The organism is Massilia sp. CFBP 13721 (genome assembly GCF_014842025.1).
GTDB lineage: Bacteria > Pseudomonadota > Gammaproteobacteria > Burkholderiales > Burkholderiaceae_D > Telluria.
This window is the reverse complement of record NZ_JACYUY010000024.1, coordinates 1-24,763: the sequence shown is the minus strand read 5'-3', so window position 1 is coordinate 24,763 and position 24,763 is coordinate 1. Positions and strand designations below refer to the sequence as shown.

At 60.6% G+C, this 24,763-nt stretch carries 26 protein-coding genes, 1 tRNA gene and 1 riboswitch; of the genes, 16 read left to right on the top strand and 11 right to left on the bottom strand.

All coding sequences use genetic code 11. The features are described 5' to 3' along the window. Positions 1 to 9: 9 nt before the first annotated feature. Positions 10 to 1,965 carry a S9 family peptidase gene (locus IFT60_RS20125; RefSeq protein WP_192054936.1) on the bottom strand — a complete coding sequence of 652 codons (1,956 nt, stop codon included), beginning with the start codon at positions 1,963 to 1,965 and terminating at the stop codon, positions 10 to 12. A 209-nt stretch (positions 1,966 to 2,174) separates the two neighbouring features. On the opposite strand from IFT60_RS20125, the gene IFT60_RS20120 reads away from it, so the two are divergent. Further along, complete coding sequence (locus tag IFT60_RS20120) at positions 2,175 to 2,975, top strand: nuclease-related domain-containing protein (RefSeq protein ID WP_192054934.1); 801 nt, start codon at positions 2,175 to 2,177, stop codon at positions 2,973 to 2,975. On the opposite strand, the gene IFT60_RS20115 is transcribed toward IFT60_RS20120, so the two are convergent. The 9 genes from IFT60_RS20115 to glyA form a co-directional block, all read right to left on the bottom strand. Continuing rightward, entirely contained in the window at positions 2,939 to 3,568 is a 630-nt protein-coding gene (locus IFT60_RS20115; protein ID WP_192054932.1) for a riboflavin synthase, read from the bottom strand. The genes IFT60_RS20120 and IFT60_RS20115 overlap by 37 nt on opposite strands. Before the next feature lie 22 nt (positions 3,569 to 3,590). Continuing rightward, a complete protein-coding gene (gene ribD / locus IFT60_RS20110; protein WP_374001211.1) occupies positions 3,591 to 4,700 on the bottom strand; it encodes a bifunctional diaminohydroxyphosphoribosylaminopyrimidine deaminase/5-amino-6-(5-phosphoribosylamino)uracil reductase RibD in 1,110 nt (369 codons plus the stop codon). Positions 4,701 to 4,708: 8 nt separating this feature from the next. Next, complete coding sequence (locus IFT60_RS20105) at positions 4,709 to 5,311, bottom strand: GspH/FimT family pseudopilin (protein ID WP_229511032.1); 603 nt, start codon at positions 5,309 to 5,311, stop codon at positions 4,709 to 4,711. Further along, positions 5,239 to 5,679, bottom strand: a complete 441-nt coding sequence (locus IFT60_RS20100; protein ID WP_192054930.1) for a type IV pilin protein — start codon at positions 5,677 to 5,679, stop codon at positions 5,239 to 5,241. The genes IFT60_RS20105 and IFT60_RS20100 overlap by 73 nt, the downstream gene beginning before the upstream one ends. A 22-nt stretch (positions 5,680 to 5,701) precedes the next feature. Next, complete coding sequence (locus tag IFT60_RS20095; protein WP_192054927.1) at positions 5,702 to 6,325, bottom strand: pilus assembly protein; 624 nt, start codon at positions 6,323 to 6,325, stop codon at positions 5,702 to 5,704. Positions 6,326 to 6,332: 7 nt separating this feature from the next. Beyond that, positions 6,333 to 7,235, bottom strand: coding sequence for a PilW family protein (locus IFT60_RS20090; protein ID WP_192054925.1), 903 nt, complete (start codon positions 7,233 to 7,235; stop codon positions 6,333 to 6,335). Positions 7,236 to 7,267: 32 nt separating this feature from the next. Further along, positions 7,268 to 7,801, bottom strand: coding sequence for a type IV pilus modification protein PilV (gene pilV, locus IFT60_RS20085; protein WP_229511030.1), 534 nt, complete (start codon positions 7,799 to 7,801; stop codon positions 7,268 to 7,270). Between the two features lie 116 nt (positions 7,802 to 7,917). After that, positions 7,918 to 8,376 (bottom strand): transcriptional regulator NrdR, encoded by a 459-nt coding sequence (gene nrdR, locus IFT60_RS20080; protein WP_192054923.1) that lies wholly within the window; start codon positions 8,374 to 8,376, stop codon positions 7,918 to 7,920. A 97-nt stretch (positions 8,377 to 8,473) separates the two neighbouring features. Then, on the bottom strand, positions 8,474 to 9,721 hold the full coding sequence (glyA, locus tag IFT60_RS20075) for a serine hydroxymethyltransferase (protein ID WP_192054920.1): 1,248 nt from the start codon (positions 9,719 to 9,721) through the stop codon (positions 8,474 to 8,476). A 103-nt stretch (positions 9,722 to 9,824) separates the two neighbouring features. Beyond that, positions 9,825 to 9,933: riboswitch (ZMP/ZTP riboswitch) on the bottom strand. 138 nt (positions 9,934 to 10,071) lie between these two features. Between glyA and IFT60_RS20070 the strand changes: the two genes are divergently transcribed. The 14 genes from IFT60_RS20070 (at position 10,072) to IFT60_RS20005 (ending at position 21,269) form a co-directional block, all read left to right on the top strand. Continuing rightward, positions 10,072 to 10,818, top strand: coding sequence for an SDR family oxidoreductase (locus IFT60_RS20070; RefSeq protein WP_192054918.1), 747 nt, complete (start codon positions 10,072 to 10,074; stop codon positions 10,816 to 10,818). A 376-nt stretch (positions 10,819 to 11,194) separates the two neighbouring features. Further along, positions 11,195 to 11,599, top strand: a complete 405-nt coding sequence (gene ybgC / locus IFT60_RS20065; RefSeq protein ID WP_192054916.1) for a tol-pal system-associated acyl-CoA thioesterase — start codon at positions 11,195 to 11,197, stop codon at positions 11,597 to 11,599. 25 nt (positions 11,600 to 11,624) lie between these two features. Next, entirely contained in the window at positions 11,625 to 12,308 is a 684-nt protein-coding gene (gene tolQ / locus IFT60_RS20060; RefSeq protein ID WP_192054914.1) for a protein TolQ, read from the top strand. Positions 12,309 to 12,324: 16 nt separating this feature from the next. Then, a complete protein-coding gene (locus IFT60_RS20055) occupies positions 12,325 to 12,756 on the top strand; it encodes a biopolymer transporter ExbD (protein WP_229511028.1) in 432 nt (143 codons plus the stop codon). A 23-nt stretch (positions 12,757 to 12,779) separates the two neighbouring features. Next, positions 12,780 to 13,817, top strand: coding sequence for a cell envelope integrity protein TolA (gene tolA / locus IFT60_RS20050; RefSeq protein ID WP_192054911.1), 1,038 nt, complete (start codon positions 12,780 to 12,782; stop codon positions 13,815 to 13,817). Positions 13,818 to 13,864: 47 nt separating this feature from the next. Next, a complete protein-coding gene (gene tolB, locus IFT60_RS20045) occupies positions 13,865 to 15,130 on the top strand; it encodes a Tol-Pal system beta propeller repeat protein TolB (protein ID WP_192054909.1) in 1,266 nt (421 codons plus the stop codon). Positions 15,131 to 15,178: 48 nt separating this feature from the next. Further along, positions 15,179 to 15,703, top strand: a complete 525-nt coding sequence (gene pal / locus IFT60_RS20040; RefSeq protein ID WP_192054907.1) for a peptidoglycan-associated lipoprotein Pal — start codon at positions 15,179 to 15,181, stop codon at positions 15,701 to 15,703. Between the two features lie 113 nt (positions 15,704 to 15,816). After that, positions 15,817 to 16,572, top strand: a complete 756-nt coding sequence (gene ybgF, locus IFT60_RS20035; protein WP_192054905.1) for a tol-pal system protein YbgF — start codon at positions 15,817 to 15,819, stop codon at positions 16,570 to 16,572. Positions 16,573 to 16,643: 71 nt separating this feature from the next. After that, a tRNA-Lys gene (locus IFT60_RS20030) sits at positions 16,644 to 16,719 on the top strand. 305 nt (positions 16,720 to 17,024) lie between these two features. Further along, entirely contained in the window at positions 17,025 to 18,080 is a 1,056-nt protein-coding gene (locus tag IFT60_RS20025; protein ID WP_192054903.1) for a GNAT family N-acetyltransferase, read from the top strand. Further along, on the top strand, positions 18,058 to 18,432 hold the full coding sequence (locus IFT60_RS20020; RefSeq protein WP_192054900.1) for an ASCH domain-containing protein: 375 nt from the start codon (positions 18,058 to 18,060) through the stop codon (positions 18,430 to 18,432). The genes IFT60_RS20025 and IFT60_RS20020 overlap by 23 nt, the downstream gene beginning before the upstream one ends. A gap of 12 nt (positions 18,433 to 18,444) precedes the next feature. After that, on the top strand, positions 18,445 to 19,455 hold the full coding sequence (locus tag IFT60_RS20015) for a DUF3644 domain-containing protein (RefSeq protein ID WP_192054898.1): 1,011 nt from the start codon (positions 18,445 to 18,447) through the stop codon (positions 19,453 to 19,455). A 140-nt stretch (positions 19,456 to 19,595) separates the two neighbouring features. Next, positions 19,596 to 20,282, top strand: coding sequence for an HNH endonuclease signature motif containing protein (locus tag IFT60_RS20010; protein ID WP_192054896.1), 687 nt, complete (start codon positions 19,596 to 19,598; stop codon positions 20,280 to 20,282). 483 nt (positions 20,283 to 20,765) lie between these two features. Then, positions 20,766 to 21,269 carry a DUF6998 domain-containing protein gene (locus tag IFT60_RS20005; protein ID WP_192054894.1) on the top strand — a complete coding sequence of 168 codons (504 nt, stop codon included), beginning with the start codon at positions 20,766 to 20,768 and terminating at the stop codon, positions 21,267 to 21,269. 498 nt (positions 21,270 to 21,767) lie between these two features. Here IFT60_RS20005 and IFT60_RS27105 read toward each other — a convergent pair whose 3' ends face one another. Further along, positions 21,768 to 23,273 carry a potassium channel family protein gene (locus IFT60_RS27105; RefSeq protein WP_192054892.1) on the bottom strand — a complete coding sequence of 502 codons (1,506 nt, stop codon included), beginning with the start codon at positions 23,271 to 23,273 and terminating at the stop codon, positions 21,768 to 21,770. Positions 23,274 to 24,081: 808 nt separating this feature from the next. Between IFT60_RS27105 and IFT60_RS19995 the strand changes: the two genes are divergently transcribed. Beyond that, positions 24,082 to 24,756: a tyrosine-type recombinase/integrase gene (locus IFT60_RS19995; RefSeq protein WP_192054889.1), complete on the top strand. Its 675-nt coding sequence runs from the start codon at positions 24,082 to 24,084 to the stop codon at positions 24,754 to 24,756. The last annotated feature ends 7 nt before the right edge of the window (positions 24,757 to 24,763 follow it).

Genomic DNA, 24,763 nt, shown 5'->3' with positions numbered 1-24,763 from the left:
CGGCGGATTTTATTTCAAATATTTTTCGAACCACGCCACCGTACGCCGGCGCTGGTCCAGCTGATGCTCGGGCTTGCGAATCGCATGCCCTTCCCCGTCGTAGATCACCAGCGTGGTCGGCGTGCCGATCGCGCGCAGGCCGTGCCAGAATTCCATCGACTGCACCGCCGGCGTCTCGACGTCGCGCTCGCCCACGTACAGCAGGGTCGGCGTGGTGGCGTTCTTGATCGACTCGATCGGCGATGCGGCGCGGTAGATGGCGGGATCGTCGTACATGGCGGCGCCGAAGAAGGGCACCATCCACTGGTCGATGCCGTTCTGGCCGTAGTAGCTGATCCAGTTGGCGATGCCGGCGCCGGCCACCGCCGCCTTGAAGCGCTTGCTGTGGGTGACGCCCCACATCGTCATGAAGCCGCCGTAGGAGTGGCCCATCAGGCCCAGGCGTTCGCCGTCGACCGGCGCCTGGGCGACGACGGCGTCGACCCCGGCCAGGATGTCGCGCCAGTCGCCGCCGCCGAAGTCGCGCCGGTTCGCCTGCGTGAACGCCAGGCCCTGGCCGTAGCTGCCGCGCGGGTTCGGCTGGAACACGTAGAAGCCGCGCTCGACCAGTTCGCGCACCAGCGGGTTGCCGAAGTCGCCGGGTGCGACATAGCGCGGCGTCGCCGCCGACGCCGGCCCGCCGTGTACGATCACCACCAGCGGGTGCTTGACGCCGGCGCGCGGCTCTCTCGGTCCGATCAGCCAGCCCTGGCTGCGCAAGCCCTCGTTGGTCCAGGTGAGGCTGCGGCTGGCCACCTGCGGCGCAAAACCGGCATTCTCGCGCGTGATCGGCACGAGTGTCGGCAGGCGTCCGGCCACGATGCGCGGCGCCTGTTCGTAAGTCTCGTGCACCGACACGGCCGAACTGCCGTCGGCGCTGAACACGATGCGCCCGTCGCCCGAGCCGTTCGCGGTGACGGCGCCGCTCCACAGCGTGCGCGTGCTGCGCGCCTGCGGATCGATCGCCACCACCGCCATCTCGCTGCCCTGCAGGCTCGAGGCCAGCAAGCCGCTGCCCTTCCACGCCAGGCCGTTGAACGAGCCGTCGTAGCCCGGCGTCACGTCGACCGGTTCGCCCCCGGCCAGCGGCACCGTGAAGACGTCGCCGCCGACCGAGCCGAAGTCGCTCATCAAACCGCCGACAAAGGCGACGCTGCGCCCGTCGGGCGACACGTGCGGCAGGCTGATTTGCATCTTGGGCGCGGCGACGATGCGCAGCGCGCCGCTGTTCACGTCGATATGCCCGAGCGTGGCGACCCACCAGTTGTTGTCGCCGTTGCCCCGGGCGCTGGTGGCGACGAAGCCGCGGCCGTCGGGCGTCCAGTCGTACTCATACACGTACACGTCTGGCGGCGACACCAGGCGCAACGCGCCGCCCCTGCTCGGCACCAGCGCAATCCGCTGCGCGTCCTCGCTGACGCCGATCTCGCCGACCAGGCGCGCGCCCGCCTCCACGGCGCCGGTCTGCTTCCTGGCGTCGACCGTCGCCAGCAGCGCGATGCTGGCGCCATCCGGCGACCAGCGCGCCGTGTTTGCCACGCCCTTGACGGTGGCCGCCGCACTCACCTCGCCGCCGCGCGCCACCCACAGCGTAGCGCTGCCCGCGGCGCGGTCGGCGCCGATAAAGGCGACCGCCTTGCGGTCCGGCGACCAGGTCGGGAAATCGTAGCTGCAGGCGGCGCAGGGGTCGTATTCGGCGGTGATGCGGCCGCTGGCGGCATCGCGCACAACGATGCGTCCATGCGGACGCTGGCCGGGAATGCCGGGATCGCTCCACTCGACAGCGACGACCGCTTCGCCGCCCCCACTCATCGCCACCTGGCGGTATTCGCGCATTTCGCTGCCATGCACGACACTATGTACAAGCGCGGCGCCCAGCAAACAGGCCGCCAGCGCGGCCCGTGACATCACATTCGCTACCCTCATCTCATCTCCTGGTCATGTTGCCGCCGTCGTAAAAAAATCCATCGGGGCAAGCTTATGTTCGATAGCCAGGCAGTCTACGTGGTTTTTTGTGCGTCGCGAGCGCAACAACTTCCATGCATGCGGAATAATCTTGCTTGCACTTAACAAATTCGGTGGCGGATTGTTGACGCAGAGCTAGAGTGCAACTTAGACCTCAGCCGGAGTTGACGATGATCTACAAGGATAGCGACAACAAGATGCCCATCGTCGCGATTTTGCAGCGCATGCTGGCGCTGGCCGGTCCCGACAAGCGCCCGCTGATCGAGCGCGAGCTGCGCATGATGCGTGTCGGGATGCACGCCGAGCGCGAGGCGACGGCCCTGATCGACAGGTACCTGAAGGATTCGACGCGCACGGCCGTGGTGCACGACCTGCGCCTGCTGGCGAACGATGGCGCAGCGGCGCGGATCGACCACCTGCTGATCCACCGCTCGCGCCGGTTCTACCTGCTCGATACGGGGCATTTCGCGCATGGCCTGAAAATCACGGAGGACGGCGACTTCCTGCGCTGGAACGAAACGACGAAAACGCTCGAGCCGATGGCCTCGCCGCTGGACGCCCTGGCGCGTCAGGTCTCGGTGCTGCGCGACGTGCTCGAGCCCTTCGGCCTGGACGATGCGCCGGTCGACACGCTGGTGCTGCTGGCGCCGCACGCGCGCATCGAGCGACCGCGCCGCTTCGACAGCGCACGCGTGATGAAGGCCGACCAGTTCATGGAAAGGCTGAACGCCAGCGCCGACAATGCACAAACGGCGACAGTGCAGGGCTACCTGAAGCGCACCAGCATGTCCTCCGATTCAATCGGCGACATCGCCGCGCGGCTGATCGCCCTGCACCGGCCATCGACGGCGCACACCATGACCCGCTTCGGGCTGCGGCGCGACGTACCGCCGGTGCAGGCCCGCCCGGAAGCGACCCGGCCGGAGCCCGACAATCAGACCTTCGAAGCCGACAGCATGCGCTCGACGTAGCGCGCAATCAGGTCGATCTCCAGGTTCACCTTCGACCCCGCGCGCAAGTGCTTGAGCGTGGTGACCTCGATCGTGTGCGGGATCAGGTTGATCGAGAAGCGGCATACCTTGGCGCCGTCGACGGCCAGGTCGTCGACCCGGTTCACGGTCAGGGACACGCCGTTGACCACGACCGACCCTTTATAGGCGAGAAACTTCGCCAGTTCCCACGGCGCGTCGATGACCAGTTCGCGCGATTCGCCCACCGGCTCGAAGCTGTGCACCTGCCCCAGGCCGTCGACGTGGCCCGACACCAGGTGGCCGCCCAGGCGCTCGGCCAGGGTCAGCGCCTTTTCCAGGTTGACTTCGCCGGGCGCGTCGAGGCCGGCGGTCTTGCTCAGGCTTTCGCGCGAGACGTCGACGGCGAAGCCCGAGTCGGTCTTGTCGACGACGGTCATGCAGGCGCCGTTGATGGCGATCGAGTCGCCCAAAGCGACGTCGGCCAGCGGCAAGCCGCCGGCGTCGATCTGCAGGCGCACGCCGGCCTCTTCTCCACCCGCCAGCGGCGAGACCACGTTAATGTTGCCGACGGCGGCGACGATTCCAGTAAACATGCAGCGATTCCTTCAGTTCAGGTTAGTTCGTATCCAGTCTTGCCAGGATGCGCAGGTCGGCCCCGACCGGCGTCACGGCATGGAAGCGCAGGGCGACCTTGTCGGCCAGGCGGCCCAAGGGCGGCAGCGCGAACATGCCCTGCCCGGCGCCGATCAGGCTGGGCGCCAGGTAGACCAGCAGTTCGTCGACGCAGCCTTCGCGCACCAGCGAGGCGTTCAGTTTCGAGCCGGCTTCCACATGCACTTCGTTGATTTCGCGCCGGCCCAGTTCCAGCATCAGGGACGGCAAATCGACCTTGCCGCCGGCGTTCGGCAGCAGGATGACGTCGTGCCCGGCCGCGCGCAGGGGCGCTTCTTTTTCGGAATGCGGCACGGCGGCCACGATCCAGCAGGGTTCGCCCTGCAGGATGCGCGCGTCGAGGTCGATCTCGAGGCGGCTGTCGACGATCACGCGGCGCGGCTGGCGCGGCGTCGCAGTGCCCATGTCCACGCCGCGCACCGTCAGCTGCGGATCGTCCGCCTTGACGGTGCCGATGCCGGTCAGGATCACGCAGGCGCGTGCGCGCCAGGCATGGCCGTCCTGGCGTGCCTCCGGTCCGGTGATCCACTGGCTCTCGCCATTCTCGAGCGCCGTCATGCCGTCCAGGCTGGCCGCCGTTTTCAGGCGCACCCAGGGACGCTGCCTGCGCATGCGCGAGAAAAAGCCGATGTTCAGTTCATATGCCGCGTCGGCCAGCAAGCCCGAGGCGACGTCGATGCCGGCCGCTTCCAGCTGGGCCATGCCGCGCCCGGCCACCAGCGGATTCGGGTCGCCCATCGCCGCCACCACGCGCCCGAGGCCCGCTTCGATCAGCGCATTCGAGCATGGCGGAGTGCGGCCGTAGTGGCTGCACGGTTCGAGCGTGACGTAGGCGGTCGCGCCGCGCACGTCGTTGCCGCGTGCGGCGGCGTCGCGCAGGGCCTGGATCTCGGCATGGGCCTGGCCGGCCGGCTGGGTATGGCCGGCGCCGATCACCACGCCGTCGCGCACGATCACGCAGCCCACGCGCGGGTTGGGCGCGGTGATATACATGCCCTTGGCGGCCCATTCCAGGGCCAGCGCCATGCCTTCGGTATCGGTGGTGATCTGCACAGTCTTCTTTATTCGCAGTTGTCGTCGCGCGCGGGATTGCAGGCGCGCGCACGGCCCAGCATGTTGATTTTAATACGGCGGATCGCGCCGCCATGAAACAGCGACAGCGTGCCCCAGCGCGCCGCACCGCTGTTGGCGGCGCTGCAGCTGCGCCCGGCGCCATTGTAGGCGATGTAATACGGCGCTGCAGGACTGGTGAAGGCAAAGGCGGTCTCGAAGCCGCCCGGCAAGGCCTCGTGCACGGAGAGGATGGCGTCGGCCGGACTCGGCGCACCGTCGCCGTCGCGGTCGACAAACACGATCCAGCCCTGCGCCCAGTCGACGCCGGCCGCATCGCGCGGGGTCAGGATGACGCGCTCGTTGCGCGCGATCGCCTGCGCCCGCGCCATGCCGATCGCACTGAACAGGTCGTCCGTGGCCGTGCGCAGCTGCTGGGCGCGCAGCAGCGCGCCGAGGTCGGGCGCGGCGACGGCCAGCAGCACGGCGGCCACCGCCGTCACGATCAACAGTTCGGTCAGCGAAAATGCACGCTGCGCCTTCATGGCCAGCAGCGCTTCGATGCGCCGCTGGCGCCCTGCTCGCCCGTGCTGCGCAAGCTGAGCGCGCCGCATTCGGGGTCGGCGAAGCGGGCGTCGACGTTCGCCGTGCCCGGATGGGCGCGCAGTTGCACGCAGTCGCGCAGATCGCTGTCCGGACAGGCTTCGGCCTCGAGTTCATAGGCGCTGGTGGCGGCCGCGTTCCCGGACCACCAGGGCAGCCCGTCCACCGGCGCTGCCCGCGAAAACGCGACATAGGTGTGGTGCAGCGCGCGGTGCTGTTCCTGCTGCTGCATGGCGGTGATCAGCGCGACCTTGCCTTCCATCCGGCGGGTCTTGGCCAAGTAGCCGGCATAGCCGGGATACGCGAGGCTGGCCAGCACCGACAGGATCAGCAGCACCACAAGGACTTCGATCAGGGTAAAACCGCTTCTGCGGACCATGGTTGTCTCCTTGAAGGGTGCGTCAGGATGCGGCGCGATGCAGCTCGGGCCAGTTGGCGATCTCGCGCCAGCCCAGGCGCTTGCCGGGCTGGCCGCCGGCGGCGCGCCGGTAATGGCTCTGCAGGACGACGACGGTATTCGGGTCGGCGCCGACGCCGAGCGCGGTGATGCGAAACAGCGGCTGGGCCCCGGCCAGCAATTCGACCAGGTAGCGCGGCGCGGCCGCCGGCAGCGTGCCGACCCCAGTTGGCAGCGTGCGTCCGCTGAAGCGGCCATATTCGACGCCGGCCGCGCCCGCCAGGTCGGCTGCCTGCCACACCGGCGCCGCCGTGCCCGCGGCCTGCTTGCACAGGCCTTTCTTTTCGGCCTGGCCGCCGCAGCGCTCGTCGAACGCGCTGGCATCGAGCGTGGTAAAAATCGCGGTGCGCGGCGAGGTCGGGCCGGCGGCGCCGTCGATGTCGCGCTCGGCGTCGATCAGCGCCGCCTCGGCCGCCGCATGGGCCACCTGGCGGTCGCGCTCGTAGCGCGCCGATTTGGCGCCGGCCAGCGCGGCGCGCGCCGCCGACAGCGACATCATCAGCAGCGCCAGCATCAGGACCAGCATGGTGACGAGCGCCGCGCCGCGCTCGGAGTGAATAACGCGCATGGCCGGCTCAGGGCTGCGCCGCGCCGACCGCGAACACTGCCGTGAACAGGCGGCGCGATGGCGCCGGCCCTGCGCCACGCAAGTCCTCTGCCGTCAACACCACACCGGGATCCGATCCTGCCTGCGCCTCGCCATATGCTGGTCCGAACAAGGCATACACGCCAGGCTGCACCGCCGCGGCCGAGGGCCGTTCACCGTGCAGCAGCAACGCCACCTGCACGCTGGCGACGCGCTTCCACCAGGTCTTTTCGTTCAGCGCCGCCTGGCCCCCGCCTGCCAGCGGCAAGGCGGCGTCGAGCGCGGCCAGTGCGCCTGCATTGACGTAGCGGTTAGGCATGCCGTCCGGCGGCGTATCGGTGTCGAGGCCATACAGCACCTGGAAGCCGTCGACGCCCGCCACCACCGCATCCGCGCTCCAGTTGCTGGCGCCGCGGTATTTGCAGCGCAGCTCGGCCAGGCCATCGCCATTGCGGGCGACATAGAAAATGCTCCAGCCCTCCTCCGCCTCGTGCACGGGGAAGCCGGCGCAATCGGTCACGCTGCCGTCGCCGTCGGGCGCGGTGCCTGCGCCGGGGTAGCGCACCGCCAGCACGTCGCTGCCGTTGATGGCGTTGGCGACCGGGTCGTCGATGCCGTTGCTGGTCTTGACCAGCGAGCGGTTGTCCAGGCCTGCGAGCGGCGCCGGCAAGTCGTTGGCGGGCGCCGCGCCGGCCAGGCGTTCCCAGTCGACAAACGCACCCTGCCTGACCGCGCGCCCGATCAGCGCCAACGCATAGCGTCCGCCATCGTCGATGCCGGCCGCGTCTTCATGGGCGACATAGGATTTGTTGGCGCCGATCATCAGCACGCCGCCGGCCAGCAGCACGCCCAGGCCGAGCGCCAGCGCGACCAGCAGTTCGGCCAGGGTCATGCCGCCTTGCCGCCTGCAGGAACGGTGCGCACTCATCCCGCCACCACCATGGCGACCAGCGGCGTGCCCGCTCCCGCCGGCAGGCGCCAGCCCAGCTTGACCATGACCGGCGCCCCGGCGCCGCCGCTGCAGGCCCACTCGAAAGCCTGCGCCGCCGCATTCCAGCCGCCGCTGTCGCGGCAGACTGTGATGCGCCCGCCGGGAAAGGCGGCGTGCACGCTGCGCGCCGCTTCGAACAGGTCGTAGGCGGCCAATTGCGCCGGGTCGCAATCGGCGTTGCCGAAGCAGTGCAGCGGCGGCGCGGCAGGCGCGCCGGCGGCGGCATCGTAGTCGAACTGAAGGTAGGGATTGGCGGCATCGGCCAGCGCCATCTGGGCGGCGTTGACGCGCATGCGCGCGCCGAGCGAGGCGGCCAGTTGCACGGCTTCGGATTCGAGTGCGGCCTGCTGGCGCAGGCGCGCGCTGGCCACCTGCGTGCTGGCGGCGCCCACGACGCCGAGCGCGAGCACGAACATGGCCACGAGCACTTCGATGAGCGTGAAACCGCTCCAGCGACAACGCAACAAGGAAGACCTCCACAGTCCAGGCGCGGGGATTCGCGCGGAACCGAGAAGTTATCAGTGCGTTATGGTGTGCCCGTGCGCTGGCTCAAGCGTGCGCAGGCAGTGCGAAGCCGTTTGATCTATTTACGTGAATGGCCCACTTCGACCAGGGCCTGCTGGAACTCTGCAAGATCCTTGAAGTCTTTATAGACGGAGGCAAAGCGGATATAGGCGATTTCGTCCAGGCGCTTGAGCTCCTGCATCACCAGTTCGCCGACATAGCCGGTATCGACTTCGCGACGGCCGCTGGTGAGCAGCTTTTCCTGGATCGAGGCGACGGCGGCGTCGATGGCTTCGGCCGAGACCGGGCGCTTGCGCAGGGCCAGCATCAGGCTGCCGCGCAGTTTGCTGCTGGCAAATTCTGTGCGGCTGCCGTTTTTCTTGACGATGATCGGCATCGACAGTTCGATGCGTTCGTAGGTGGTGAAGCGCTTGTCGCATTGCACGCAGCGGCGCCGGCGGCGAATGGCGTCGCCCTCCTCGGATACGCGCGTATCGAGGACCTGGGTGTCTTCATGCTGGCAGAACGGACATTTCATGGGGCGCCGATGGTGCTGGTGATGCAAAAAGGAACGGCGCGGCTGGTGACCGAGCACGCCGTTCCTGAACTCTACTACGTTTGCAGTGAAATGACGATTACGCAGCGTACACTGGGTATTTGTCGGTCAGCACCTTGACTTCCGCCTTGACGCGCTCGATGGTCGCGGCGTCGTGCGGGTTGTCGAGCACGTCGGCGATCAGGTGGCCCACCTTGGTGGCGTCTTCTTCCTTGAAGCCGCGCGTCGTGAACGCCGGGCTGCCGAGGCGGATGCCCGAAGTCACGAACGGCTTTTGCGGGTCGTTCGGGATGCCGTTCTTGTTGCAGGTCATGTGCGCCTGGCCGAGGATGGCTTCCGCTTCCTTGCCGGTAAGGCCCTTGGCGCGCAGGTCGACCAGCATCACGTGGGCTTCGGTACGGCCAGATACGATGCGCAAGCCGCGTGCGATCAGCGCGTCGGCCAGGGCCTTGGCGTTCTTGACGACTTGCTGCTGGTAAGCCTTGAATTCAGGCGACAGCGCTTCCTTGAAGGCGACGGCCTTGCCGGCGATGACGTGCATCAGCGGACCGCCCTGGATGCCCGGGAAGATCGCCGAATTGATCTGCTTTTCGAACTCGGCCTTCATCAGGATGATGCCGCCGCGCGGACCGCGCAGCGATTTATGGGTGGTCGAGGTGACGAAGTCGGCGTAGGGCACCGGGTTCGGGTATTCGCCGGCCGCGATCAGGCCGGCGTAGTGGGCCATGTCGACCATGAAATAGGCGCCGACTTCCTTGGCGACCCTGGCGAAGCGCTCGAAGTCGATGCGCAACGCGAATGCCGAAGCACCGGCGATGATCATCTTCGGCTTGTGCTCGCGCGCCAGACGTTCCATTTGTTCGTAGTCGATGTCTTCCTGCTCGGTCAGGCCGTAGGAAATGACGTTGAACCATTTACCCGACATGTTCAGCGCCATGCCGTGGGTCAGGTGGCCGCCTTCGGCCAGCGACATGCCCATGATGGTGTCGCCTGGTTTGAGCATGGCGAAGAACACGCCCTGGTTGGCTTGCGAACCCGAGTTGGCCTGCACGTTGGCCGCTTCCGCGCCGAACAGTTCCTTGACGCGGTCGATCGCCAGCTGCTCGGCGACGTCGACGTATTCGCAGCCGCCGTAGTAGCGCTTGCCCGGGTAGCCTTCGGCATATTTATTCGTAAGCTGGGAACCTTGCGCTTCCATCACGGCCGGCGAGGTGTAGTTCTCGGACGCGATCAGCTCGATGTGATCTTGCTGACGGGTGTTTTCCTTCTGAATGGCGGCCCACAGTTCCGGGTCGACCTTGGCCAGCGTGTGATCTTTTGCAAACATGAACAAAACTCCAATCGATAAAGGAAAACCGGACAACGGCAGTGTTGGATCGGCAGGCGGCCCGGAATGCAGCCGGCCCGCGATGCAATGCATGCGAACCATTGTCGGCTGCCCAGGCGAACGGCGGATGAAGTCTCACGTTCCCCGGTGGGTATCCACCTTTCCTGTAACGCCGTGGGCGTTATAGTTTTTCGCCAGTTACGTGAGACATAAATGGACTGGAGATTGTATGTGAACTGCCGGCTCAGGGCAAGGAAAGCCCCTGCCAGACCGGCAACGGCCGCAAGCCGGAGGCAAGATGGTCATTTCGGCTACAATCTTGACGCTACTTCCACCCGAGGACTTCCACCATGATCGTTTTCATCACCGGCGCTTCCGCCGGATTCGGCGCCGAAATGGCGCGCACTTTCGTTCGCAACGGCCACCAGGTCGTGATGGCGGCGCGCCGCATGGACCGCCTCGACGCGCTGGCCGCCGAGTTGGGCGAGTCCGCACTGCCGGTCGAGATGGACGTGACCGACAAGGCCTCGATCGAGGAAGCGCTGGCGATGCTGCCGCAATCCTGGCGCCAGATCGACGTGCTGATCAACAACGCCGGCCTCGCACTCGGCACCGCGCCGGCGCACGAAGCGCCGCTGGACGACTGGGAAACCATGATCGCCACCAACTGCAAGGGCCTGGTAACGATGACGCGCGCTCTCCTCCCGGCGATGGTCGGGCGCGGCAGCGGCCTGGTGATCAACCTCGGTTCGGTCGCGGGCCACTACCCCTACCCTGGCGGCAACGTCTATGGCGCAACCAAGGCCTTCGTCGAGCAATTTACCCTGAACCTGCGCGCCGACCTGGTCGGCACCGGCGTGCGCGCCACCAACCTGGCGCCGGGCCTGTGCGGCGGCACCGAGTTCTCGAACGTGCGTTTTAAAGGCAACGACGAGGCGGCGGCAAAGGTGTACGAAGGCACCACGCCACTGACGGCGAAGGACATCGCCGAGACCGCGTACTGGATCGCGACGCTGCCGGCGCACATCAACGTCAACAGCATCGAGATGATGCCGACCTGCCAGGGATTCGCGCCGTTCAACATCAAGCGCGTGTAAGCACGCGGCGTTTGCAACCATACCCGTAAGGTGGGCGGATCTTCCGCCCACGCGTTCAACGCACGTATGCGAAATCGGTTTTCCTTCATGCCGACACTGGTTGAACGCGTGGGCGGGAAGACCCGCCCACCTCACGGGTCAAGCACCGGCATCAGCGTTAATTTCCCGAGCATACATCGCCGTGCGCCCCGCCTTCGATAATTGTGAGAAAGTGTTACAGTTGTTGTCCTGACAGCGTCCGCTCTCGTCTACTACGCGCGTTGACAGCATTTCAACCGAGTCCGCCCCAGTTGCGCTGCCCCAGCTGGTGTGTCTGCTAGCGTACATATACGCGATAGCGTAAAATGTTTCCCCATTATCATTTATGGCAGATCAGATGCCTTCGCCTTTTACCTGGACAGTACGGGTCTATTACGAAGATACGGACGCGGGCGGTATCGTGTTCTACGCGAACTACCTGAAGTTTTTCGAACGCGCGCGCACCGAATGGCTGCGTGCCGCCGGCGTTGACCAGCAAAGTCTGATCGAGCGTGAAGGCGCCGCATTTGTCGTCAAGAACGCGACCATCGATTACCACGCCCCTGCCCGCCTCGATGACGTGCTCACGCTGACGCTCACCATCGAAAAGCTCGGGCGCGCCTCGGTCCAGTTCGCCCAGAAAGCCTATAAAGGCGACCTGCTGCTCGTCGAAGCGGGCGTCAAAGTCGGCTGCGTCGACATCGCCACCGTACGCCCACGCTCGCTCCCCGCCGACGTCGCTGATAAAATGCGTGCCGCCTGATCCATTCAACAATATTTCAATCCCGATGACACCAACCCACGACCTCTCCTTCCTGGCTCTGATCAGCAACGCGCACCTGATCGTGCAGCTCATCATGCTGTTGCTGCTCGTGCTGTCCGTGGTCAGCTGGTCGTACATCTTCCGCAAACTGTTCGCCATCCGCGCCGCGCGCCGCCAGACCGAGCAGTTCGAACGCAGCTTCTGGGCCGGTGGCAACCTGCATACGCTGCACCAGTCGGCCTCGGCCCAGCGCGACCAGAGCGGTCCGCTGGCGCGCATTTTCGAAGCCGGCATGGGTGAATTCATCAAGGGCAAGCAAGCCTCGCGCGACGCGCTCGACATGGGCGCCGTGCTCGACGGCTCGCGCCGCGCCATGCGCGCCGCCTTCCAGCGCGAACTCGACGGCCTCGACCTGCACCTGAACTTCCTGGCTTCGGTCGGTTCAGTGTCCCCGTACATCGGTCTGCTCGGCACCGTCTGGGGCATCATGAACGCCTTCCGCGGCCTGGCCAGCGTGCAGCAGGCGACGCTGGCCGTCGTTGCCCCCGGCATCGCCGAAGCGCTGATCGCCACCGCGATCGGCCTGTTCGCCGCGATCCCGGCCGTCGTCGCCTACAACCGCTTCACCCACGACATCGACCGCCTCGCGACCCGCTTCGAGAGCTTCGTCGAGGAATTCTCGAACATCCTGCAGCGCCAGTCGCGCTGATCCGGAGGATTCCATCATGGCCTTTTCCAGCAGCATGCGCGGCGGCCGCCGCAGCAAACTGAAGTCCGAGATCAACGTCGTGCCCTACATCGACGTGATGCTGGTGCTGCTCATCATCTTCATGGCGGTGCCGGCCAATGTGACGCCGAACGTGGTCAACCTGCCGAGCGCGGAAAAATCGTCGCTGCCGCCGGACACCTATATCCACATCACCGTGAAGCCGGACGCCACGCTGGCGATCGGCGTCAGCGGCAAGGAAACCGTGGCCGCCGAGACGATGCCGGACCGCCGCGCCCTGCTGGCGCGCCTGCGCGAACTGCACGATACCAACCCGGACTACCCGGTCATGATCGCCGGCGACCGCGAGAGCAAGTACGCCGACGTCATCGAATTGATTTCCGAATCGAAGAAGCTGGGGATCAGCCGCGTCGGTCTCGCGACCCAGTAAATGATCAACAAGTAATGTCACCAATGAAGCCAGCCACCCACGGCGCCCAATACACCCTGCCGCCGGAACCGAACCGCCTGCCTGCCATCGCGCTGGCGCTGGCGGTGCACGCCCTGCTGCTGGCGTTCCTGTGGATCGGCATCAGCTGGCAGAACCCGACCCCGCCCGCGGTCGAAGCCGAAGTGTGGGACATGAAGGTCGAGTCGGCCGCTGCACCGGCGCTGCCGCCGCCGGCACCGCCCGAAGTGCGCGAACCCGAGCCGCAGCCTGAGCCGACTCCTGCCCCGACGCCACCGCCGCCGACGCCGAAAGTGGCCGAGCCGGAACCGGTAAAACCGGCCCCGCCCGACATCAATCTCGAACGCGAGAAGAAGCTGGCTGCGCAAAAGAAAGAGCGCGAACGCGAATTGCTGGAAAAGAAAGAGCGTGAGCGCGAACTCGCCGAGAAAAAGGAACGCGAAGAGCTGAAGGCCAAGGAACTGGCCGACAAAAAAGCCGCCGATCAAAAGCTCGCCGACAAAAAACTCGCCGAACAAAAGGAACGCGAGAAGAAGGAACTTGAGAAGAAGGAACTCGCCAAGAAAGAAGAAGCCGAGAAAAAGCTCGCCGCCGAAAAAGCCGCCGCCGACAAGAAGAAACTGGCCGCCGAAAAAGCCGCCAAGGCGAAAGCCGACGCCGCCGAACAGGCCAAGCTCGACAAGCTGCGCGAAGCCGAACTCAATCGCATCACCGGCGCCGCCGGCACCAGCGGCAGTGCGCAGAAGTCGAGCGCGCCGAAGATCGACGCCGGTTATGTCGCGCGAATCACGGCGCTCATCAAGAGCAATACGACCTTCGCCGGCAGCACCGATGTGCCGGGCAATCCGAAAGCCGTGTTCAAGGTCGAGCTGCTGCCGACCGGCGATATCCTGTCGGTACGCCTGAGCAAGAGCAGCGGCGTGCCGGCCTTCGACGAAGCGGTGGAACGCGGCATTAACAAATCGTCACCGCTCCCCAAGAAGAAAGATGGTACGGTGGAGCGCAACCTCGTGGTCAATTTCTCCATGAAAGACCTGGACTGACCAAGAATGAACATTGAGCTGAACAATCTTTGCCGAGAAAAGAACGCATGAAAAAACTTCATTACCTATTCTTCAGCGCCACCCTCCTGATCGGGTCGGCGGCCAATGCCCAGCTGCAAATTGAAATCGCCGGCGTCGGCAGCAACCAGATCCCGGTGGCCGTGGCCGCCTTTGCCGACGAGTCGATGGCCCCGAGCCAGATCTCGGCCGTCATCCGTGCCGACCTCGAGCGCAGCGGCGTGTTCAAGGTCATCGATGCCGGCCAGGTCATCAGCGACAGCGCCAGCATCGATCCGTCCGCCTGGAAAGGCCGCGGCGCCGACGCGCTGGTGGTCGGCAGCGTGCAGCGCCAGCCGGACGGCCGCCTGGCCGTGCGCTATAAACTCTACGACACCGTCAAGGGCAGCCAGCTGTCGCAGCTGGGCGGCGAAGTGCAGCCGAAATACACGCGCCTGCAGGCGCACCGCATCGCCGACGACGTCTATGAAAAGCTGACCGGCGTGCGCGGCATCTTCTCGACCCGCATCGCCTACGTGAAGGAAAACCGCGCCGGCCGCAACTACGCGCTGGCGGTGGCCGACGCCGACGGCGAAAACGAGATCGTCGCGGTGCATGGCAAGGAGCCGATCATCTCGCCATCGTGGTCGCCCGACGGCGGCCGCGTGGCCTACGTATCGTTCGAAGACCGCAAACCGGTCATCTACATGCAGGACCTGGTCACCGGCAAGCGCCGCGTGATCGCCAACGAAAAAGGCAGCAATTCGGCGCCGAGCTGGTCGCCGGACGGCAGCAAGCTGGCGATCGCCCTGTCGAAGTCGGGCAGCTACCAGGTCTACATCGTCAACGCCGACGGCTCCGGCCTGCGCCGCCTGTCCAACAGCAACGGCATCGACACCGAACCGCAGTTCTCGGCCGACGGCCAGAGCATTTATTTCACGAGCGACCGCAGCGGCGGCCCGCAGATCTACAAGATGAGCGTCTCGGGCGGCAACGCCACCCGCGTCACCTTCAACGGCAACTACAACATCAGTCCGCGTGTCTCCCCGGACGGCAAAACCCTGGCCTGGATTTCCCAGCAGGGCGGCGGCTACTCTCTTTACGCGAAGGACCTCGCCAGCGGCCAGGAACTGCGCCTGGCCGATGGGGCCACCGAACCGAGTTTTTCGCCGAACGGCAAATACATCATGTATGCGAACAAGGGCGGCGGGCGTGCCTCGCTGGCCGTCGTGTCGACCGATGGCCGGGTCAAGCAGCGCCTGACCACCAACGCAGGAAATATTCGGGAGCCCAGCTGGGGCCCCTTCATGAAGTAAAGAACTTAGTCCCTAAGTAAACCCCAACCAGAACCAGGAGAGAAACCAATGCGCAACGTTAAGAGTGTGTCCTTCATCATCGCTACCGCAGCCCTGCTCGCAGCCTGCAAATCGCCAGTCAAGGTCGCCGAGCCGACCGTTGTCGAGCGCACCCCGGAAGCCCCGGCCGCCGCCGCCGACACCCGCGACATCCGTCCAGTCGAAACCGCCACCGTCGATCCGCTGAACGATCCGAAAGGCGTGCTGGCCAACCGCAGCGTGTACTTCGACTTCGACAGCTACGTCGTCCGTGAAGACGGCAAGCCGGTCGTGTCGAACCACTCGAACTACCTGAACCAGAACAAGGCCCGCAAGGTCCTGATCCAGGGTAACACCGATGATCGCGGCGGCAGCGAATACAACCTGGCCCTGGGCCAGAAGCGCGCCGAAGCCGTCCGTCGCTCGATGTCGACCCTGGGCGTGGCCGAGAGCCAGATGGAAGCCGTGTCGCTGGGCGAAGAAAAGCCGAAGGCAACCGGTTCGGGCGAAGCCGCCTGGGCTGAAAACCGTCGCGCCGACATCGTCTATCAGTAATCCTTGAACCGAAGCTTAGGCTTAAGCTTCAGTGAATTGACAGCGGGGCGGTAGCAGTGCAGACTGCTACCGCCCCGTTTTTCAATGCCCTACCGGCCCAGAAAGAGTTCGACATGATGAAACCGACCCCGTCCCGCCTCGCCGCCCTGCTGCTGGCCCTCGTGCTGCCGCTGCAAGCCTCGGCCGGCCTGCTGGACGACGACGAAGCGCGCCGCGCCATCCTCGACCTGCGTTCGAAAGTGGACAATATCGCGCGCGACCTGACCACCCGCCTCGACGCCAAGGCGGACAAGACCGCCACGCTCGACATGCTGAACCAGCACGAGCAGACCATGGCCGAGATCGCCAAGCTGCGCGGCCAGATCGAAGTGCTGGCCAACGAAGTCAGCAAGGCCCAGAACAGCCAGCGCACCCTGTACTCCGATCTCGACGCCCGCATCAAGAAGCTCGAGCCGCGCGCCGAAACCATCGACGGCGAGACCGCGCAAGTGCTGCCGTCCGAAAAACAGGCCTACGACGCCGCCATGGCGAACTTCACCGCGCGCGACTACAAGACCGCCGCGGTCGCCCTGCAGGACTTCGTCAAGCGCTACCCGGACTCGGCCTATGCCGCCAACGCCCAATACTGGCTCGGCAACGCTTATTACGCCCAGCGCGACTACAAGAACGCGATCGCCGCCCAGGAAGTCGTCACCAGCACCTACGCCAGCAGCGCCAAGGCGCCGGACGCGATGCTCAACATCGCCACCAGCTACGCCGAGCTGAAGGATAAAGTGAAAGCGAAGAAGACCTTGCAGACCCTGGTCTCGAAGTTCCCGGATTCGCAAGCCGCCCAATCGGCCAAGGACCGCCTCGCCGTCCTGAAGTAAAGCCCGGCGGCAACATTCGGCCGCCGCACATTTGACAGCGGGACCGCAGCGCCCTATAATCTTGCTTCTTCGGGTCGTTAGCTCAGCTGGTAGAGCAGCGGACTTTTAATCCGTTGGTCGCAGGTTCGAATCCCGCACGGCCTACCATGAATTACCAGGAAGCCCCCGCATTTCGGTGCGGGGGCTTTTTGCGTTCTGGTCTCTCTCTGGTCGCTTCGGAAGCTTCGGCCCCTCTTCTGGACTCGACAGTACACCATGCTCCCAGGCCACTAGGCATATCTTAAGTACCTCGATATACTGTACAAAAACACAGTCTATCGCACGGTGTTGACCGATGAGCTTGCAAAGGAAATATTTTGGTGTGCATCGACTCAAAGTCTTTCCTTATGACTAAAAGTGCAATAACATCCCCCAACGTCAGCAGCAAACATTGCAGCGAATCAAGGGATAATATGAATCTTACTCGTCAAGTTTTCGGCAACATCAACCTTGCAGATCCGTTTTTCGATTCACTTAAAGCAGACTACGCTGAATTTTCTCATTGGTTTGCCAAGAAGGCTGCATCGGATGATGCTGCCTATGTTTTTCAGGACGACGACGGTGCAATCGATGGTTTCCTCTATCTAAAAATTGAAGATGGCGCGGTTGACGATACGGTTCCCCCTCTTCCACCAGCCCGCAGAGTTAAGGTTGGCACCCTAAAGATCAACGCCCACGGAACCAAGCTTGGGGAACGATTTGTAAAGAAGATCTTCGACCACGCGATTTCGGAAGGCGTTTCCGAGGTCTACGTGACGGTTTTTGCGGCACACGCTGGGCTCATCGCCTTGTTAACCCGTTACGGATTCATTGCTGTATCCACAAAAACAACAGCAAACGGAGTTGAGCAGGTATTAGTAAAGCGCATGCGCGAGTTAAGGCCCACTACGCTGCAAAGCTATCCTTTGGTTCAAGTAGCAGGGCATAACATTTACTTACTTTCGCTGATGCCACAGTGGCATAGCCGCCTCTTACCCGATTCAATTTTGCGCAATGAAGATGCCAGTATCGTGCAAGACATTTCGCACACCAACAGCATCCATAAAGTGTACTTAGCAGCAATGCAAGGAGTACAAGAGCTCCGCCCTGGGGATGTGCTGCTGATTTACCGTACTACCGATAACCAAGGCCCGGCACGTTATCGCTCTGTCGCGACCTCAGTTTGCGTCGTGGAAGAGTACCGCAACATTAATTCGTTCGCGTCTCAAGAGGAGTTTGTCTCCTATTGCCGGCCATACAGCGTTTTCGACCAAGCAGAACTGATAAACTTTTGGGTTAGCCGCCGCTATCCATACGTATTCCGCTTTACCTACAACATAGCCCTTCCCCGTCGTGTTACTCGTGGAACGATGATTGACGAATGTGGCCTTAACGAAAACGCGTACTTTGGAATACTGCGCTTAACTCCACAACAATTTCACAATATAGCTTCCAGAGGTCAAGTTAATGAAAGTCTTATTGTCTATTAAACCAGAATTCGCGGAAAAGATCTTGCAAGGCCAGAAGCATTACGAATTCAGAAAAGTGCTACCGAAAGCACCAGGACTAAAAACCGTTGTTATTTACGCGACCCTGCCACTTGGAAAAATAGTTGGAGAGTTTGATATCGCTGAAATATTAAGCGACACTCCCCGTAACATCTGGAGCGAAACCGCTACTCTCTCTGGAATTTCCAAGCGTTTCTTCAACGAGTATTTCCAAGGAAAAGAGATTGCTCACGCAATAAAGGTAAAGAAGGTGCGCAGATATCGCACTCCTCGAGAGTTATCTTCAGTACTAGCCAGTGGGATCGCACCACAATCTTTTTGCTATATAAATTAATATATTCAAAACATGCGACCACGTTCAAGGCTCTTTCTTGACAAGTCTATAGGCGCAATGCTCGCGGCAATAGAGATATATAACAAACCGGTATTTGATTATAGAGAAGAATCGTTCGCAATTCTCACAACAAATGCTTGGGAATTATTACTTAAAGCGCGATTGCTTCAACTCGCTTCCAATAAGTTATCTACGTTGTTAGTCTACGAGTATCGAACAAAAATAGATGGCACCGCTTCCGAAAAACTCTATCGAAAAAAGAATCGCGCAGGTAATTTTTCTACAATCGGCTTATTTAAAGCTATTGACGTACTAGCCAACAAATATGGTGAACCGTTAAGCCCTGCACTAAAGGCGAACATAGAAGCAATTGTCGAGATTCGAGATAATGCAGTCCACTTTGTCAACAAAGACTTTACCTTTGCTCGATCCATTCATGAAATTGGAACTGCAGCCGTAAAAAACTACGTACTATCAGTGAGGCAATGGTTCGGCGTAGATATCAGTTCACAAGGTATGTTTCTTATGCCTTTGGCCTTCCTTTCCAACAGCAAAATTGCTGATGGCCTCGGAGTTAGCCAAGAAGAACGTCAACTGATGACTTTTCTTGCTGAACAGAAGAAAGCCCCCGGTGTATCGACAGATCGTTCATTCGATGTCGCGCTTACAATAGAAGTTTCGATGAAGCGAACGAAAACTTCCGAAGGTGCGAAATTTAATATGTCAGCAGATCCAGATGCGATTGCAATGCGTGTCGAAGAAAAAGACATCCGAGACACACATCCTTGGAGCTACGACAACTTATCAAAGCGCTTATCATTGCGTTATTCGAACTTCAAGGCGAATGCCCAGTATCATCAAATCCGAAAATCCCTAGAATCTGATCTTAAGTTTTGCCGAGAACGGTTGCTCGACCCAGGGAATCCATCTGGGTTGAAAAAGAAGTTTTACAGTCCAAATATCATCAAGGAATTCGATCCTTATTATGATCGAGTTAAAACGACGCCAAACGACGACCTCTAAATCGGAGTTTTGATCCAGCCTTTGCCTGTCCTGGTCATAGGTTTGGAATTTGAATACCATTCAACTGCATTTCCCAAATACGTTTAGTCTCCGGTCAATTTGATTACTAGTGCTTCACTACTGCAAGAGAAGGGTGTGATGTGGCAAATAAAAAATACGATGGGCCACGCCCATACATCCCTGCTGATATCGATCGCAAGATAAGGGTTGAAGCCGGCCATTGCTGTTCCATTTCGCGCTGCCCTATAGTTGTTGGCCTTGAAATACACCACATCGATCACAATCGCGAAAACAATGCCCCCGAAAACCTAATTCTGCTATGTGAAATGCATCATACGTTAGCACATGAAAACAAGATCGACAGAAAAGCATTGAGGCTGTATAAGCTAAAATTGAATACTCGCGAATCACATGCCAGCGCAGTAGATCAGAAAGCATACAACTATCTAAAGCTAAAAATTAGCGAACAGTTGATTTCAGACCTTAGGCAAGCATCGTTTTTAGGAATTATCAGAGCAAACGTTGTCAACGAAATTCATGCGCTACCGTTCGTTTGGTCTTCTCCATATGCAAAATTTGAAGATGCCGAGATGGAAGAGATGAGTCGAGCACTGAGAGCTTCAGCAGAAATGTTATCTCGGACTTTGGCACGTAAGAGTTACGGTTCAAGAAGTTCAATAGGTGACTATGAAGTCCCGCCCGAATACGACACCAATCGCATCCATGAGGATGCAGGCGAGATTGCCCATAAGGGTAGAGAAGTGTGCGCGTATTACGATCGACTAGTTCAAGCGGCAGTCAAAAAAGGGATAGACCCAGTTTTTTAATTCGGCTCTATCCCATCTAGCTAGAGAAATTAAAATAAATCAAAATTTTCCTAGTTTAATTTTCGCCCCCCGGCCTGCCAAGCATTCCCAAGGTGCCCGCGAATTTCGGTTCGTGGACACCTTGTGTTTCTGGACCCCTCTCTGGTCATCTTGGAAAGACGTCTAGTTCTGAGACCAACGGACTTCGGGATTTTCTCTGACTAGGCAGGTCTAAATCGGGCTTAGCACAGGGAAAATGACCCACTTTGACAAGCTGATCAATTGCTCTGAAGGGTCCCCTATGATCCGTTTGAGCTTTCCCTCGTCTTTCCCCATCTAGAACCGCTAAAACGCACTTGGGCATCTGGTCAGGGTTTCACTCAACACTGTTAGCTACTGATCCTGACACACCCAGCCACGCTATGGGTAGCAACTCTTCTTGCCACAAACGCAACTACTCTAATATATTGCGTGGTAGCCAACCATTCGACTAACAGGAAGATTATGTCCGACACGGCCATTACCCTAACGCTGCCCGAAGTTATTAAGGACCTCTGGGCCGCACAACAGGCCCTGGCAAAGCACTACGCCGACACCGGCCTGAAGTTCACGCTCGATGGCCGCTTGGTGGGCGATATCGCCGAAGCCTTGGCACTCGACCACTTCGACCTGAAGCCTCCGTCGAAGCGCATAGGAGGCGTCGATGCCTTGACTCGTTTAGGAAAGACTGTCCAAGTAAAGGCAACCGGGAACCCGACGTCCGGCCCAGCATTTACACCGGGCAGGGGATGCGCCGAATACCTTCTCTTCTTCGCGATAGACTTCGAGGCAAACACGGCATCAGTCATCTATAACGGTCCAGAAGCTCCAGTCCGAGCGCTGCTGCCGGCTAAGGAATGGACAGGCACGAAAGTCCTTCCCCTGCCCGAAATGGTTAGACTAGCGAAGAACGTCGCCCCATCCGAAATGATCGCTTACACAGCGCGTCCGGTAGCAGTTGCCGCATAGGCCTACCAAGTTCGATGATGGGCGAATCACCGTACAAATGCGTGTGCAGGGTGTGCAGAGCGCCGTCGAGCAAGCGGACGTCGAAAATTTTCTAACTAGCAGGGTCTAAATCGGGCATAGCGCGCGAAAAACACCCCTGTTTGACGAGCTGACCAATTGCGCCGAATGGGCCCGGTAATCCATCCAAGCTTTCCCTCGTCTTTCGCCGCCTGCGACCTCTAAGACGCGCTTTTGCTTCAGTCACTTTGTACGCCTGTTATGGTCCGTCACGACCAGACTTCCCGGCCTGATTCCGCCACGCTCGTACGACTAGAAAACTACAACTTGCCTGCAGGCAACCGCTCTCATACACTGAGTCATGGCGAACTTCCGAGTTCGGTCGAAACCGCCGTTCGGTAACGACCTTTCGACTGCCTTTGTGTACTAGTGGCAACTCTATCCCTCGTACAAATTCGCCTTCTTCGTCCCAAGCAGCATATCTAAGAACGAATAGAAGGCCTAGTAGCGATTGCGATTGGAGAACCCTGCGACGACCAATCCCATGGTAAACGCTCCAAGTAGGGCTTCAGAGCCGCAGAGTAGCCGTGCAAGAGATGTCTTCGGTAGTATGTCGCCGTAACCCAGCGTACTGAAGGTCACCATTGAGAAGTACAGGCAATTCATAGAACTATTTGCCCCGCCTTCACCAAAACTGATCTGGTCCCTGATAGAGAAAAAGACGGCTGCGTAGACCAGAACAATCATTAGTCCTGCACTGAAAATTCTAGCAGGCCTCTCGCCGTATCCCCAAATGAGCCAGTCAATCATCGACACGGCCCATTTCAACTTGAACCTCAAGGTAGTGCGGGCATAACGCGGACTTAGCCAAGCCTCGAAGTGGAACGCTATACGCCTTCTCAAGCGCGTTATAAGAGGTTCTCGCACGGGCTTGCCGCCGAGCCTCGGGGCATTTGATGGATAGAGCTCCATGGGAATGCGGAGGCCAGGGAATTCGCTATGGAACTGCAGGTACGGTTCCGAAAGCGCCTTGCGTTGAGCGCACTGCTCCAAGTAAAAGAAACGCCCCGCTTCGGCTGTCTTTCCTAGACTCTGGAACAATGCGCGAATAGCGCGGTAGGCGCCAGCGTCGGCGGTGTATCGACGATCCGTCGAATCCGGCCTGTAGTCAATCTGATGGGCCTGACACCGTTCAAAGACCGCCGCGACATGCGTGCTATCGAATGTGATCGTTGAGAGCGTACAGTTCTCAAAACGCATGGTGCCTGCAAAGCACTGGATAAAGTTCCAACCATACAACTTCGAGTCTTTAGCGACAAGGTCCTCGACGACACACTTGTAGAGGTCAAAGAAGTTTGCATCCGCGTCTTTCACCAGCAGTTGTCGGCAAGATGAGAAGTTGATCGGCTTCATTCTTGAGCCGATCCATTCTCCTGTAATCTGCAGGCCATCGAGATCACAGAAATCCAAGTTGCGTGCGTCAAAAGAGGTGTATGACGGTAGCTCGATCCCTCCGAGCTTCAGCACAGGATACCCTCTGAACAGGAGCGCTCGCGAGATTAAAACATTGCCGCCTGCCCAGCCTCCATAGACAAAGGTATTCGTGTATTGGGAGTTAACTTTATCGATGCAGAAATAGCCTTGCGTGTCGGAGCGCTGGCGAAGCCAATGAAAGTATGGTTCGAGGTGTCCTTCGATCACAATGTCTCTGCCGACCTGGCGTAGCCTGTGCGCTAGCGTCTGAGCGTCTTCTACACATTGGTAGACGTTTCCGAAAGACTCGGGCTCAGGATTGCGGAAGTAGCTCTTGACTACATCGCCTTTGAAAAGATCACTTAAAGGGACAAAGCGATGAAGCTGAGCCTCGGCTAAGCCCGTCGATGCCATCCACTCTTTAAATAGTGGTAGCACGGACTCAAAGCATTCGAAGAGCGCCGGGATGTCGTTATCTGCGCGCCAATTGTTAAATTGGGGCGCAGGCATCTTCCAAAGTTCGATTGGTTGCACAGAATTTGGTCTAAATAGGTTAAGACGACCATTTTACCTAGCTGGACGGGGTCGGCGCCTCTCATACGCTTGCCAGCAATACAAGCGTCCAGAAAAATTTGAATGAGCGCTGCAAAGTGGCTCCAGACGCGATCAGCTTGAGGGCGCTAATTCACGTCCGCAATGGGTCGAATCCCGAAGTAGAGAAAACGCGACATTCGTAAACCCTTCGGTCTTCACAAACCCGCACTAACCACAAAGCACGCTGACGCGGTAAATATCTTCGGCCAGCTGACCTCAGCCGGATCTGACACCGACCTCTGGGGCTCCTTCGAGAAGCCCTGGTCTCTTGCAGCGAAATTTTGCGTCGCTGGTTCAGTCGACCTAGCCAGTCCCAACACCGCACCGTCCTTCAACAGGTGTGCTGACTGTGCAGGGTGCGCACGCCGCTCGCCTTCCCTCGCCTCAAATGGGATTGCTGGATGTGCTGGCCGCCTCGCCGCCTTCCCATCAACAAGTGTGCCGGGTGTACTGAGCGTGCAGCTCCCTCACCGTTCCCATCAATAGATGTTCCCGATGTGCCGGGTGTGGAGGACACGCCGTTTGCTCTGTGCAAAAAGTCCTTGCCAACTGCCACGACGACCGGAAATGGACCGGACGGCTCAGCGATCTCGGCGCTAGGGTTCCTGACCAACTGATGTGCATCGCCAGACCTCGCTCATTGGACCGTGAACTCCTCTGCCACGGCCTGAGACACGGATTCGAACTTCCCGTAACGCTTTCCGCGCTCCCGATCAGCGCATCACCCCCCCACAAGGACTTTCAATGCATGAACAGACAATTCCGCTTTAACAAAAAGCTTATCGATGCCCTGCCCCCACATCCCGAAGACGCCAAGACCAAGGAAAGCGAGTACTCGGATACCGAGGTCGCGGGACTTCGCATCATCGTCAACCGACGCGGCCGGAAGTACTTCCTGTTGCGTTATTCGTTTGGCGGCTCCAAACGCAGCATGAAGCTGGGCGACTATCCGCAGATGGACGTGGCCGACGCTAGGCAGCGTGCGCTGGAATGCCGCAGCCAAATCGCGAACGGAACCGATCCGCAAGAAGCGGCCGAGATCGCAGCCGTATCACAACTGACGCTCCGAACATTTGTGATCGAGGACTATTTGCCTCACGCGTACGCCACCAAGCGCAGCGCCAAGGACGACGAAGGACGGATGCGCAACATCCTTCCCGAATTCGGTGATCTCAAACTCGCTGAAATCACAAGCCACGCAATTCAGCAGTTCCATGACCGGTTACGTGTGCAGAAGTGCGCAGCAACATCCAACCGGCACCTTGCTCTTATAAAAAGATGCTTCAGTCTAGCCATCATCTGGGGCAAGCTCGACGGGCCAAATCCAGCGCGAGGAATTCGAATGCATCAGGAGAATAACTGTAGTGGTCAAGTAATTTCGGACACGACGATAAGTTCTTTCTCTGCCATTGTGCGTTCATAGACGCTGG

What these genes read in the sequence shown, in the direction of transcription:
- IFT60_RS20125 (WP_192054936.1), bottom strand. Translation starts at nt 1,965, where the DNA reads ATGAGGGTAGCGAATGTGATGTCACGGGCCGCGCTGGCGGCCTGTTTG.
- IFT60_RS20120 (WP_192054934.1), top strand. Translation starts at nt 2,175, where the DNA reads ATGATCTACAAGGATAGCGACAACAAGATGCCCATCGTCGCGATTTTG.
- IFT60_RS20115 (WP_192054932.1), bottom strand. Translation starts at nt 3,568, where the DNA reads ATGTTTACTGGAATCGTCGCCGCCGTCGGCAACATTAACGTGGTCTCG.
- IFT60_RS20105 (WP_229511032.1), bottom strand. Translation starts at nt 5,311, where the DNA reads ATGCGGCGCGCTCAGCTTGCGCAGCACGGGCGAGCAGGGCGCCAGCGG.
- IFT60_RS20100 (WP_192054930.1), bottom strand. Translation starts at nt 5,679, where the DNA reads ATGGTCCGCAGAAGCGGTTTTACCCTGATCGAAGTCCTTGTGGTGCTG.
- IFT60_RS20095 (WP_192054927.1), bottom strand. Translation starts at nt 6,325, where the DNA reads ATGCGCGTTATTCACTCCGAGCGCGGCGCGGCGCTCGTCACCATGCTG.
- IFT60_RS20090 (WP_192054925.1), bottom strand. Translation starts at nt 7,235, where the DNA reads ATGACCCTGGCCGAACTGCTGGTCGCGCTGGCGCTCGGCCTGGGCGTG.
- nrdR (WP_192054923.1), bottom strand. Translation starts at nt 8,376, where the DNA reads ATGAAATGTCCGTTCTGCCAGCATGAAGACACCCAGGTCCTCGATACG.
- glyA (WP_192054920.1), bottom strand. Translation starts at nt 9,721, where the DNA reads ATGTTTGCAAAAGATCACACGCTGGCCAAGGTCGACCCGGAACTGTGG.
- IFT60_RS20070 (WP_192054918.1), top strand. Translation starts at nt 10,072, where the DNA reads ATGATCGTTTTCATCACCGGCGCTTCCGCCGGATTCGGCGCCGAAATG.
- ybgC (WP_192054916.1), top strand. Translation starts at nt 11,195, where the DNA reads ATGCCTTCGCCTTTTACCTGGACAGTACGGGTCTATTACGAAGATACG.
- tolQ (WP_192054914.1), top strand. Translation starts at nt 11,625, where the DNA reads ATGACACCAACCCACGACCTCTCCTTCCTGGCTCTGATCAGCAACGCG.
- IFT60_RS20055 (WP_229511028.1), top strand. Translation starts at nt 12,325, where the DNA reads ATGGCCTTTTCCAGCAGCATGCGCGGCGGCCGCCGCAGCAAACTGAAG.
- tolA (WP_192054911.1), top strand. Translation starts at nt 12,780, where the DNA reads ATGAAGCCAGCCACCCACGGCGCCCAATACACCCTGCCGCCGGAACCG.
- tolB (WP_192054909.1), top strand. Translation starts at nt 13,865, where the DNA reads ATGAAAAAACTTCATTACCTATTCTTCAGCGCCACCCTCCTGATCGGG.
- pal (WP_192054907.1), top strand. Translation starts at nt 15,179, where the DNA reads ATGCGCAACGTTAAGAGTGTGTCCTTCATCATCGCTACCGCAGCCCTG.
- ybgF (WP_192054905.1), top strand. Translation starts at nt 15,817, where the DNA reads ATGATGAAACCGACCCCGTCCCGCCTCGCCGCCCTGCTGCTGGCCCTC.
- IFT60_RS20025 (WP_192054903.1), top strand. Translation starts at nt 17,025, where the DNA reads ATGAATCTTACTCGTCAAGTTTTCGGCAACATCAACCTTGCAGATCCG.
- IFT60_RS20020 (WP_192054900.1), top strand. Translation starts at nt 18,058, where the DNA reads ATGAAAGTCTTATTGTCTATTAAACCAGAATTCGCGGAAAAGATCTTG.
- IFT60_RS20015 (WP_192054898.1), top strand. Translation starts at nt 18,445, where the DNA reads ATGCGACCACGTTCAAGGCTCTTTCTTGACAAGTCTATAGGCGCAATG.
- IFT60_RS20005 (WP_192054894.1), top strand. Translation starts at nt 20,766, where the DNA reads ATGTCCGACACGGCCATTACCCTAACGCTGCCCGAAGTTATTAAGGAC.
- IFT60_RS19995 (WP_192054889.1), top strand. Translation starts at nt 24,082, where the DNA reads ATGAACAGACAATTCCGCTTTAACAAAAAGCTTATCGATGCCCTGCCC.